Source organism: [Actinomadura] parvosata subsp. kistnae, from assembly GCF_900323885.1.
Lineage (GTDB): Bacteria > Actinomycetota > Actinomycetes > Streptosporangiales > Streptosporangiaceae > Nonomuraea > Nonomuraea composti.
This window is the reverse complement of sequence record NZ_OOHJ01000032.1, coordinates 158494-169402: the sequence shown is the minus strand read 5'-3', so window position 1 is coordinate 169402 and position 10909 is coordinate 158494. Positions and strand designations below refer to the sequence as shown.

Annotated in this window: 11 protein-coding genes; 6 read left to right on the top strand and 5 right to left on the bottom strand. The window is 71.5% G+C overall.

From position 1 onward, the window contains the following. Positions 1-694, top strand: a 694-nt coding sequence (locus tag KIS93_RS61240; protein WP_222108170.1) for a cysteine hydrolase family protein, incomplete at its 5' end; no start/stop codon positions are given. A gap of 22 nt (positions 695-716) precedes the next feature. Here KIS93_RS61240 and KIS93_RS61235 read toward each other — a convergent pair. Then, on the bottom strand, positions 717-1130 hold the full coding sequence (locus KIS93_RS61235) for a hypothetical protein (RefSeq protein ID WP_080038376.1): 414 nt from the start codon (positions 1128-1130) through the stop codon (positions 717-719). Between the two features lie 437 nt (positions 1131-1567). Between KIS93_RS61235 and KIS93_RS61230 the strand changes: the two genes are divergently transcribed. Together KIS93_RS61230 and KIS93_RS61225 are read left to right on the top strand one after the other, a co-directional pair. After that, positions 1568-2206, top strand: coding sequence for a hypothetical protein (locus KIS93_RS61230; protein ID WP_080038377.1), 639 nt, complete (start codon positions 1568-1570; stop codon positions 2204-2206). Then, a complete protein-coding gene (locus tag KIS93_RS61225; RefSeq protein ID WP_222108169.1) occupies positions 2203-2766 on the top strand; it encodes a hypothetical protein in 564 nt (187 codons plus the stop codon). Before KIS93_RS61230 ends, KIS93_RS61225 begins: the two co-directional genes overlap by 4 nt. A 70-nt stretch (positions 2767-2836) precedes the next feature. Here the strand turns inward: KIS93_RS61225 and KIS93_RS61220 are convergent, their stop codons facing one another. Together KIS93_RS61220 and KIS93_RS61215 are read right to left on the bottom strand one after the other, a co-directional pair. Beyond that, positions 2837-5569, bottom strand: coding sequence for a helix-turn-helix transcriptional regulator (locus KIS93_RS61220; protein WP_155126997.1), 2733 nt, complete (start codon positions 5567-5569; stop codon positions 2837-2839). Positions 5570-5968: 399 nt separating this feature from the next. Further along, positions 5969-6577, bottom strand: coding sequence for a sensor domain-containing protein (locus KIS93_RS61215; RefSeq protein WP_080038380.1), 609 nt, complete (start codon positions 6575-6577; stop codon positions 5969-5971). 460 nt (positions 6578-7037) lie between these two features. Between KIS93_RS61215 and KIS93_RS61210 the strand changes: the two genes are divergently transcribed. Beyond that, the gene (locus KIS93_RS61210; RefSeq protein WP_186405160.1) at positions 7038-7598 is read left to right on the top strand and encodes a dihydrofolate reductase family protein; all 561 of its coding nucleotides are present in this window, start codon (positions 7038-7040) and stop codon (positions 7596-7598) included. Between the two features lie 305 nt (positions 7599-7903). Here KIS93_RS61210 and KIS93_RS61205 read toward each other — a convergent pair whose 3' ends face one another. Further along, entirely contained in the window at positions 7904-8503 is a 600-nt protein-coding gene (locus KIS93_RS61205) for a CPBP family intramembrane glutamic endopeptidase (protein WP_186405159.1), read from the bottom strand. A 23-nt stretch (positions 8504-8526) separates the two neighbouring features. Next, positions 8527-8769, bottom strand: a complete 243-nt coding sequence (locus KIS93_RS61200; protein WP_186405158.1) for a hypothetical protein — start codon at positions 8767-8769, stop codon at positions 8527-8529. Between the two features lie 136 nt (positions 8770-8905). Here KIS93_RS61200 and KIS93_RS61195 point away from each other — a divergent pair, with 136 nt between their 5' ends. After that, positions 8906-10207 carry a sensor histidine kinase gene (locus KIS93_RS61195; RefSeq protein WP_080038383.1) on the top strand — a complete coding sequence of 434 codons (1302 nt, stop codon included), beginning with the start codon at positions 8906-8908 and terminating at the stop codon, positions 10205-10207. A gap of 8 nt (positions 10208-10215) precedes the next feature. After that, complete coding sequence (locus tag KIS93_RS61190; RefSeq protein ID WP_080038385.1) at positions 10216-10842, top strand: response regulator; 627 nt, start codon at positions 10216-10218, stop codon at positions 10840-10842. Positions 10843-10909 lie beyond the last annotated feature (67 nt).

The following is a 10909-nucleotide window of genomic DNA, read 5'->3' as shown; positions in this document are numbered from 1 at the left end:
ACCCCGGGCCGGTTCGCGCGCAACGACGTACAAGACCGGTACGGCCCGCCCGCCTAACGTGTCCGGCGTGAACGAACACACCAGCCCCGAGTTCTCCCGCAGCGCCCTGCTCACCATCGACTTGCAACGCGACTTTGTCGCCGACATCGCCGGCACCGCCGAGGTGCTGCCCGCGGTCCGGCGCCTGACGCACGCGTTCCGCCGAGCGGGGCGGCCCATCGTGCACATCGTGCGCCTGTACCTGCCCGACGGCAGCAACGCCGACCTGTGCCGGCGCACGGTGCGAGGAAAGGTCAACCCGCACTCGCCGGGCTCCCGGCTCGCCGACGGACTGGCGCCGGAAACCGAACTCGATCCGGACCTGCTCCTGGCAGGACACGCGCAGGAAATCGGTCCGAACGAGCACATCCTGTACAAACCTCGCTGGAGCGCCTTCTTCCGCACCCGGCTGCTGGACCACCTCACCGAACGCGAGGTGAGCACGGTGGTCGTCGCCGGCTGCAACTATCCGAACTGCCCGCGTGCCACGCTCGTCGACGCGACCGAGCGCGACCTACGCACCGTCGCGGTGCGGGACGCGCTCTCCCGCTGGACCAGCGACGCGGACGGCGAGCTCACCGGTATGGGCATCGCCTGCCTGGACACGAGCGAGGTCATCGCCGCCATCCGCTCTCGTATGGCTCCCTCAAGCTGACGACCACGGCGTATTGCCGGTCTCAGCGCTGAGCTCGGCCGGCCCGGGCGTTCCGCCACGCTCGCGCGCCGACGGCGGCCAGGGCCGCGACCAGCCCGGTGCCGAGCCCGATCGCCATGGCGATCTCGCTCGTGTACGCCCGGTACGCGAACTCGGCGGTGCCCGCAGGCGTGTTGCGGCCATACCCCGCCGCGGCGTCCCACAGGAGCTGGTGGACCACCACCAGCGAGAGCCCGTAGAGGATCCCGAGGACGAGGAAGTCCAGGAAAGGCCGGCGGCTCTGACGTACCGTCGCCACCAGCAGCCACGCCGCGAACGGCGCGAGCGCCAGCACGTAGTAGAGCAGTCCGCTCTCCGGCGGGACCAGGCCCAGATCCGCCAGGACGGTGCGTGGCAGGCCGAGCGCCAGCAGCAGGAGCATCAGCCTGGTCGGCATGTCCGTCGCCGGGAAACGACCGGATCGGACCGCGGGTCTTGCCGCGTCGTTGGCTTGATTCATGTCCCGGATTTTGCGCCGGTGTCCCGAGGCGAACATCGGCCAGGTGGCCCATGTTCACGACATCGCGCCTGGACCCGCGCCTGCGGGAAGTCCGGGTGGCGCACCGTTTCGGTCGGCCGATCCTCCTGCGTCCAGCATGTACGCCGGAAGCGGATCCGTCCGCCGGGACTCTGGCGACGTGACCTGAGGGGGCTCGGCGAGGACAGCGTGACCTCGCTCTCGCCTCGTTCCGGACCGGTCCGGTCTCCGGTTCGCCCGCCCGCGACGTGGCCCGGCGGGCGTGCCCGGCTGGCCACCTGGCCGATGTACGTGCACATCGTCCGCTCCGAGGGTTGAGGGAAAGGAGATCCAGTCGTACCGGCGAGGAGCCGTCCATGATCGAGCCTTCCAGCGCAACCATCCATCGCGCCCGCACCGGGGTGCCGGCGTTGATCGCCGCCTGCGGTTTCGCGGCCGTCTACCTGGTGACCGATTTCGTCACGTCCGCCGCCGCCACGTCCGCGATGCCGCTGCCGAACTCGACGGCCGCGGCGGCTCAGGACTGGTTCGCCGCCAACCGCCTCGCCGCCGCGCTGATGGGCGCCTGCCAAGCGGTGTCCGTGCTCTTCCTCGCCTGGTTCGCCGCTGTCGCCGGCGGCCGACGGTCCCGTCTGTGGGGCCTGGTGGCCGTGGGACTCATGCTGCTCGCCAGCGTCTGCGCGTGGGTGCTGGCCGCCGTCGCCCCCGGGGCCTCGCCGGGCACGGTGGAGGTGCTGCGCGACGCCAACTTCATCGCGGGTGGCACCGCCCATGTCGTCGCGCTCGGCGTGTTCGCCTTCCTGACATCCCGCGAGGGGGAGTTCGGCCGGCCGGTCCGCGTCCTGTCCACGGTGGCGCTGGTCGTGTCCGTGCTGTCGCTGTCCTCGCTCTTCGTCTTCGAAGGAGCGGCCCTCATCCTGCTCGGCCGATTGTTGTGCATGGTGTGGGCGATCAGCGCGGGTGTGAGCCTGTCCCGCCGCCGGGTGCCGCGGTGACCCATCAGACCTCGGAGCGCGGGATTCGAGGAGCGCCGGCCGCACCCCGCCGGCGGCTCTCCAGAGGCTGGCGGCGCGCCACGCTCGTCCTCCACGTCATGTCCGCCGGCGCGTGGATCGGGATCGACGTGATCATGGCCGTGCTGGTGCTCGCCGGCCGGTTCGCCGCCGACGTGAACGCGCGGAGCCTGGCGTACCGGGCATTGGCGGAGTTCGTGATCTGGCCGATGCTCGGATCCGCCCTCGTATGCCTGGTGACCGGGGTCGTGCTGGGCGCCGGCACCACCTGGGGGCTGGTCCGCTACTGGTGGGTCGCCGTGAAGCTGGCACTCAACCTGGCCCTGTGCATCCTCATCGTCGTCCTGCTCATGCCGGGCATGGACGCGGTCGGATCGTACGGCGAACGCCTGCTGACCGGCACGCCGTCGTCCGCGGTGGTGGAGAGACTGTTCTTCCCGCCCGCCGTGTCCCTCTCCTCGCTCTCCTTCGCCACGATCCTGGCGGTCTGGAAGCCCTGGGGCCGGCTGCGTCTCCGTACTGCCCGCCGGGAAGATCGTTGACAGGGAGCCCGCGCCGTGGACCGCCGCCCCCGCCAGGCACGACGGCGACCTGCCCGCCGGCTCGTGGCGGTCAGCTGCCGGGATCGGGGTGGGAGCTCGCGTATGCCGCGAGCTCGGTCCTGTTCGCCACCCCGAGCTTCTGGTAGATCCGGCTGAGGTGACTCTTGACCGTGGACCGGCTCATGAACAGCCGTCCGGCCACGTCCGGGTTGCTGAGGCCGGCGCAGACCAGGACGACCACCTCACGTTCGGTCGGTGACAGGCTCTCCCAACCGGCGCTGGGGCGGTCGCGGCTGCCGCGGCCGCGTCGCGCGAGTTCGACGGCGTCCGCGAGCGTGAGGTCCCGGCCCGCGGCCCGGTGTTCGTCGAAGCCCGCGCCGAGCCTGTCTCGAAGCCCGGCGATCAGAGCGGCAGCAGCCGCCGCGTCGACGGGCGGCCGCGGGTACCCCATCCGCTCGCGGGCCGCCTCGCACGCACCCAGGAGCCGGGCGGCCCTCGCCCGGTGGACGTCCTCGCCCGCGTCGAGCTCCGCCAGCGCTTCGAGCGAGTCGACCAAGCTGGTGACGAGCCCGTGGTCGTGTCGTAACGCCAGCGACCGGTGCAGCAGGTCGCGGGCCTGCCCCCGGTCGGCCGGCGCGGCCAGCCTGCCCAGCTCGTCCAGCAGTTGCGCCAGCTCGTACGGGGTCCGCAGCCGCTCGGCGAGCTCGACGCCCTCCTTCGCGATCGTCACGGCGCTCTCCAGCCGGTCCAGCCGCCGCAGCGCCCCCACCAGGCCCGGCAGGCAGCGAAGCCCGATCCACTCGATCGACCCGTCGGCACGTCGCCGGACACCTCGCTCGAACGTGCGGACCGCCGCCTCGAGCTCGCCGGACCACAGGCGCACGAGACCGTCCGCGACCATGAACCCGACCACGTTGACGTCCTCGGTCTCGACGACCGACCTCACCACCGGGTCGATCAGCTCGCGAGCACGGTCCAGATCGCCGGACGAAGCGATCGCGTGGGCGGCGTTGACGGTGTTGGTACCGACGGCGAAGTAGTCGCGCAGCGGCCGCACGAGGGCGACCACCTCGTCCGCGATGGCCACAGCGGCCCGGACGTCGCCGGTCTGCATGGTCGTGAAGACCTCGATCCCGCGAGCGAAGGCGGCGCAGAAGCGGTCACCACGCTCCACGCTGCCGGCGTGGGCCCGGCGGGCCGCCTTCCTCGCCTCGTCATTGAGGCCGCGGGTCTGCAGGCTGTATCCCGCCGTCACCAGCGCCCAGTCCCGGCAGAACGGGTCGCCCACCCGCTCGGCCTCGTGGCAGGCCTCGCGGGCCAGGCGCTCGGTCTCCTCGAAGTCGCGGAAGAAGACCCGGAAAGAGCGTGCCGTGAGAGACCGCACGCGGGAGACCGGGTCGGGGGCCGGGTCGTCGAGGACTTCGCTCACCGCGTCATCGAGCAGGTCACCGCGCCCGCTGACCATGGCCAGCATGGCCTGCCCGGCCAGCAGGCGGTGACGCACCGCGCGGTCCTCGACGCAACGGAGGGCGAGGTCGAAGAACCGGTGCCCCTCGGTGGACAGCCCGCGCAGGAACCAGTAGCGCCCGAGCGCGGCGACCATCCGGCAGGCCTTCGCACGTCGCGCGGGTCCGCCCGCGAATCCCCAGCGCAACGCCTTGACCAGGTTGTCGTGATGGCCGTCGAGCACCAGCCGCCAGGTGTCCTGGTCGAAGTCCAGCCCCGGCTCGGCCTCCTCCGCGAGGCGCAGGAAATGGTCGAGATGGCGCTCCAGCACGGCGTCCTCCTCGCCCGCCGCCCGCAGCTCCTCCTCGGCGTACTGCTGGATGGTGTCCAGGAGCCGGTATCTGACCTGCCCGGCCACCTCCCGTACGGTGACCAGCGACTTGTCCAGGAGCCGGCCGAGCGGCTGAAGCCAGTCGACGGGCAGCGCCGCTTCCCGGCCCCGACCGTCGACGGAGCCGTGCACAGGGGCGCCGGGGCCGGCGCACACGGCAGCCACCGCGTCGATGTCGAACGTACCGGCGAACGCCGCGAGACGGCGGAACAGCACCTGATCGCGGCGGTCGAGCAACGCGTGGCTCCAGCCGATCGAGGCATTCAGCGTCCGATGCCGCGCGACGCCCCCGCGCGGCCCGCCCGTGAGCAGCCGCGCCGAATCCTCGAGCCCGGATGCGATCTGCGCAGGTCCGAGCGCCCTGACCCAGGCCGCCGCCAGTTCGATCCCGAGCGGAAGCCGGTCGACTCTCGTGCACACCGCGTCCACGTCGGCCTCGACCGCGCGCAGATCGAAGCCTGGAGCCACCAGCGTCGCGCGCTCGGCGAAGAGCTGCCGGGCCTCCGCGGCGTCGAGGACGGGAACCCGCCACACCGTCTCGCCCTCCACCCCCAGGGGTTCCCGCGTGGTGGCCAGGACGGTGAGGCCGGGGCACGAGCGCAACAGCCGGTCGGTCAGCTCGGCCACCGGTGCCAGCAGATGCTCGCACGTGTCCAGCAACAGCAGGGTCTCGCGGTGAGCCAGCTGCCTGACCAGACCGGCGAGCTGGTCGCCGCCCGGCTCCAGCAGGAGGTCGAAGGCCGAAGCCACCAGCCGCCCCACCTGCTCCGGCTCCTTGACAGCCGAGAGGTCCACCATCCAGGGGCCGTCGGCGCAGGACGCGGCCAGGCTCTCGGCCACCCGAAGCGCCAGCCTGGTCTTGCCACAGCCACCGACCCCGGTCAGCGACACCAGGCGCCGTGAGGACAGCAGGGTGAGCAGCTTGTCGACCTGTTCCTGCCGGCCCACGAACGACGTCAAGCTCACCGGCACGTTGTGGTGCCGGCGCGTCGCGGGTGCAACGCCTGCAGCCATATCACCCTGCCCACCTAGATCCGGCCATGGCACTATCCTCTGACCGGAACATAGGGCAGCTCCAGTCAGTGTGGCTCCTCGAATTATGCCCACCCGGGGTACCCGTAGGGCGTCGGCCATCCGCGTCCGGCGAAGCCTCCGACTTCGCCCCGATCGCCGGCGTCAAGCCTCTCGGCGAGTTCCTCCTCGTGGCTGCGCGAGACCCGCAGCACGCGCTCCAGCCGTTGGAGCTCGCAGAGCCAGGGCGGGCGGCCGCTGGGCACGGCGCGGTGCGCCTCCCGCCATCGCTCCGACCGAGTACTCCATGAAGCGCCATCCGGCGCTGACCGTCCGGGAGATGGGGGGTGACCGTCAGGAGCAGACGCCAGGCAGGCCGCATACCTTGCCGGCCATGGTGCGGGCGTCCTTCACCACCGCGCGGAAGTGGGAGGACTTCAGGCTCTTGGTCACATTCCCGCCTTCGCCGTAGATGGCGAGGGCCTTGCCCTTCCGCACGATGACGTAGCGGGCCCTGCCCTCGAAGAAGAAACCGCCGATGCGCAACGCCTCGTCGCCGATGAGGGTCTTCTTCCATCGGTACGTGTACGTGTAGGGCTTGGTGCCGCCGGTGGCGCACCTCTTGAGGTCGGCTCGTACGTCGTTGAACGCCTGGCGAGCGGCGGTCTCGCTCCGGTAGATCACGACCTGTTCGCTCAGGTGATCGGCCTCGGCCACGTACGTGATGGTGCGTGCCGCGACCCGGTCATCGGCGCCGGGGTCGCGCTCGCACGGGTTGACCTCCAGGCGCCGGCTCAGCCGGTTGCTCACCGTCCACTTCTCCCACGACTTGGCCGGTCCTGCCGCCTTGGCCTCGTACAGCAGGAATCCCTTGGGCAGGGAGGCGGCCGCCGGCGCCGCCGCGGCCTCGCCGGCGCCCAGCACCGTGGCGGCGATCCCCAGCACCATCAGTTTCTCGAGCAATGTGGCTCCTCTGGTCGCTTCTGGATGGATGCGTACGTGAAGTCAGACGCGGTTCCGAGCGATTGGTTCGGGGCACATGGCCGAGATGACTCCATTGACGGTCCGGATCGGCGCCGTCAGCCTCGGAAGCTGTAATACGGGGCGCACACGAAACGCGTGCCACCGGCCGGGACACCCTTCCTTCCTGGGGGTGGCCCCGACCGTCGCGTAATGGGGCTATGAGGCCGGCAGGGTGAGTGTCCGCAGAATGTCCGATCAATGTCCTGGTGTGACGCATCTGGGTTGCCGAGAATGAGTACCCTGAAACGCCCGTTTCCGTTCACCGTCGGACGGGCTGGCGCCAGGGCCATGGTCGAGCCGTCTGGCCGATGAGCAGTCCCGTCATGCCGGGTCCTACGGCGGGTCGGAGCGGGTTCGATGAAGACCACCGGAGGTCGATGTGGCTGTATCAGTGCTGGACATGTCGGTGTCGGTCGACGGGTACGTCGCGGGTCCCAACGACGGACCGGGCAACCCGGGAGGCGACGGGTTCACCCTGCACGATTGGGCCCTCGCGCCGGAGGGTGACTTCCGCGGGTCCGGAGTGGCCGGGAAGCTGATGGACGAGATCAGGGAGGCCGGGGCGGTCGTGTCGGGACGGCGTACCGCGGAACAGGCCGATCACTGGGGTGGTGTTCATCATGGTGAGGGTGTCCCGGTCTTCGTGCTCAGCCATCGGCAGCCCGACCCGTCGGTCGCGAAGTATCCGTTGATCTCGTACGTGAACGACGGGATCGAAAGCGCGATGGCGCAGGCCAAGGCCGCTGCCGGGGACCGGCATGTGCATGTGATCGGCGCCCGTACGGCACAGCGCGCGCTGGAGGCCGGCGTCCTGGATGAAATACAGATTCATCAGGTACCGGTGCTGTTCGGAGGTGGCAGGCGGCTGTTCGAGGTGCTGCCGTCGCGGGTGACGCTGGAGATCGTCCGGGTGATCGACACACCGGAGGCGACCCATATCCGTTACCGCGTCCGTCGCTGAGATGCACCTGGGACAATTCACCCAGGGCCGCCTCGCCTTGGACGGCCGTTCGTTCTCAACGTGAACATCCGCGCACGGCCGTGGCGGACGTTTCGCCGGCCAACGCGCTCGTGGGTGAGAAAGGTCCAGGTCGGCGGACATCGCGCTTCCGGCCTAGGCTCGACGTGCCAATGGCCGCCCCTCGCAGTCCCGGGTGGCGCGCGCCCTGGAGGTCACGCGGCGCCTACCGGGCGATACGCCTCTACGACCATGTCGAGCAGGATCAGCCGTGCGAGGGGGTGGCGTAGCAGCATGCCGACGACGGTTCATCCGTTCAACCGGTTGCCGCGATCTGCGCCGGGCTGGGTTGCTTGGGCTCGTTCGCGCCGCCACGAAGGAGCCTTGACGTGTCCGGCCGCGATCGACGAGCGGGCCAGCCGGCCGACGACGGGAAGCAGCGCGATGAGCACCGGCCAGCCGGCCTCGAGCCCGTACGGTCCGCCGGTCCATGAGGGCGGGCCCGTCATGGTGGCGGTGACCAGGGCCGCGTTCAGGGACAGGCCCGAGACGGGCAGGCCGAGGGCGCTCATGACGAAGTTCCACGCCACATGGGCGCCGATGGGCAGCCACAGGGCGCGGGTGCGCACGTACATGAGGGCCGTCCACACCCCCGCCACCAGGGTCGTCAGCGCGCTGATCGGCGTCGTGTGCGGGTTGTCCAGGTGGCCGAGTGCGAAGAGGAGGGCGGGGGCGATGAGCGCGAGCCAGGTGCCCAGCCACTCCTCCAGCAGCCGGAACAGCCCGCCCCGGTAGGCCAGCTCCTCGAACGAGGCCGCCAGTACGATCGTCGCGAACGCGCTGGCGACGTGCCAGCCGAGGTGTGTCCCGAGCACGTGGTACCAGCCGGCGACCGCCATCAGCGTCATGATCAGCGCCAGCAGGCCGCAGCTCAGCGCCGCCCCCGCGAGCAGGTGCCGTACGGCGTGCCGCCGGCCGAGCCCGACCGCGGCCAGGGGCGCCGCTCGACGAAACGGGTGACGACGTACAGGGCGACGAGGATCGCGCCGAAGTTCAGCACGGCCGCGCCGGACCACGAGCCCCACAGCACCCCGGTCAGGGCGAACGGGACCTCCAGCGCGACGAAGATTACGGCGAGCAGGATCAGCCGTGCGAGGGGGTGGCGTAGCAGCATGCCGACGACGGTACGACCGCCATGGACAGGGGCGCGTCCTCGGAACAGATGATCCCGTTCTCATGTGATTGTGCGATGGCGGTGGGGCGATCACTATGGGAGTGTCCTGGCTCGGGCGAGGTCGGGAGGGCTCGTGATGGTCTGGGCCCGGCGGCTGGTGACGCCGGTCGTGATCGACCGGTTCCTCGCGCTGGTGAGCGCGGGGTGGGGGCTGGCCGCTCTGTACGGGCTGTTTCGTGACGGCGACGGCGACCGGCCGCGTTCGCTCAACGCGTTCCTGCAGATGCAGCCCGGCGGGCAGGGAACGGCGGCCGGGGCCGTGCTCATCGGGGCCGGGCTCATCGTGGTCGCCTCGGCCGCGTTGTTGTGGCGGCGCACCCGGCCGGTGACCGCCTTCGCCGTCGTCTGGCTGGCCGCGTCGGCCTACTTCCTGCTGGCACTGCCCATGGCCAGCCTGGACGCGCCCGCGCTGTCGATCACGTACGCCCTGGGCGCCTACGCCCCGGGCGCGGGCGGCGGGTGGGCCGCGGCGGCGGGAGCGGCGCTGCTCGACGCGGTCAACGCGTTCGTCGAGCACCTGCCCCCGGCCAACGTGGTCTCCGCGTGGGTGCAGTTCGGCGTGCTGTTCCTGCTCGGCAGGGGCGCCCTGAACCTGCGGAACTACACCCGCGAGCACTCCCGCCGGGTCCTGGCCGAGGAGCACGCCCGTACGGCCGAGCGGCAGGCGGCCATCGCGCGCGAGCTGCACGACGTGATCTCGCAGGGCATGGCCGTCGTCGCCGCCCAGGCCGGCGGTGCCGCGCTCGACCGGCGGCCGGAACGCGTCGGCCAGGCCCTGCGCGACATCGCCGACATCGCCCACGACGCCCTCCAGCAGAGCCATCTGCTGCTGGAGCGGCTGCGCGACGGCGAGGACTCGCGCCGGGCGAGCGACGACACGCGCGCCGCCTGCGACGGCGCGCGGGCGCAGCGGGCGAGCGACCTGGACGCGCTCGCCACCTGCGACGACGTGGAGCCGCGGCGGGCGAGTGACGACACGCTCGCCTCCTGCGACGGCGCGCGGGCGCGGCGGGCGAGCGACCTGCACGCGCTCGTCGCCCGGTTCCGTGCCGCGGGGCTGCCGGTGGATCTGCTGGTCACCGGCATGCCGCCGGCCCTCACGCCCGCCCGGGAATCCGTCGTGTACCGGATCGTTCAGGAATCCCTGACCAACGCCCTCAAACACACCCGGCACGCCTACACCGTCGTCAGGATCACCTACGCCGAGCATGACGTAACCGTCGAGGTCACCGACGCCGGCCCCGCCTCCCCAGGACCCGGCTCCGGCCAGGGACTGCGCGGCCTGCGCGAGCGGGTGAGCGCGCTGGGCGGCACGTTCTCGGCCGGGCCGACCCGCGAGGCCGGGTTCCGGGTCAGCGCCGAACTGCCGGCGGGGTAGGACCCGCCGTGACCGTACGGGTGCTGGTGGCCGACGACCAGGCGCTGATGCGGTCGGGACTGAGGATGATCCTGGAGACCGACCCCGACATCGAGGTGGTCGGGGAGGCCGCCGACGGGGCGCAGGCGGTGGCCGAGGCCACCGCGCTACGGCCGGACGTGGTGCTGCTGGACGTGCGCATGCCCGGCATGGACGGAGTGGCCGCGGCATGGGAGCTGGCACGACTCCCCGTGCGCGTGCTGGTGCTGACGACCTACGACCACGACGAGTACGTACGCGAGACGCTGCGCGCGGGCGCGAGAGGCTTCGTGCTGAAGAGCCAGCGGCCCGAGGAGATCCTGCTGGCGGTCAAGGCCGTCGCCCAGGGGCAGGCCGCGCTGGCACCGTCCACCACGCTCAGACTCATCGAGACCCTCCGCGCCGCCGCACCCCCGCCGCCGGGCGAGCCGCTGACGGACCGCGAACGAGAGGTCCTCGCGCTGCTGGCCCAGGGCGAGACCACGCGGGGCATCGCCGGCCACCTGTCGATCAGCCAGACCACCGCGAACACCCACGTCCAGCACATCCTGCGCAAGCTCGGCGCCAACAGCCGCCTGCGCGCGGTGGCGGTCGCCCGCGCCCTCGGCCTGATCTGAAGACACGCCCGCGGCCAGATCTGAGGACACGCCCGCGGCCTGATCTGAGGACACGCCCGCGGCCTGA

Coding starts and splice junctions, on each gene's coding strand:
- KIS93_RS61235 (WP_080038376.1), bottom strand. CDS start 1,130: ATGCCGACCAGGCTGATGCTCCTGCTGCTGGCGCTCGGCCTGCCACGC.
- KIS93_RS61230 (WP_080038377.1), top strand. CDS start 1,568: ATGATCGAGCCTTCCAGCGCAACCATCCATCGCGCCCGCACCGGGGTG.
- KIS93_RS61210 (WP_186405160.1), top strand. CDS start 7,038: ATGTCGGTGTCGGTCGACGGGTACGTCGCGGGTCCCAACGACGGACCG.
- KIS93_RS61205 (WP_186405159.1), bottom strand. CDS start 8,503: ATGACGCTGATGGCGGTCGCCGGCTGGTACCACGTGCTCGGGACACAC.
- KIS93_RS61200 (WP_186405158.1), bottom strand. CDS start 8,769: ATGCTGCTACGCCACCCCCTCGCACGGCTGATCCTGCTCGCCGTAATC.
- KIS93_RS61195 (WP_080038383.1), top strand. CDS start 8,906: ATGGTCTGGGCCCGGCGGCTGGTGACGCCGGTCGTGATCGACCGGTTC.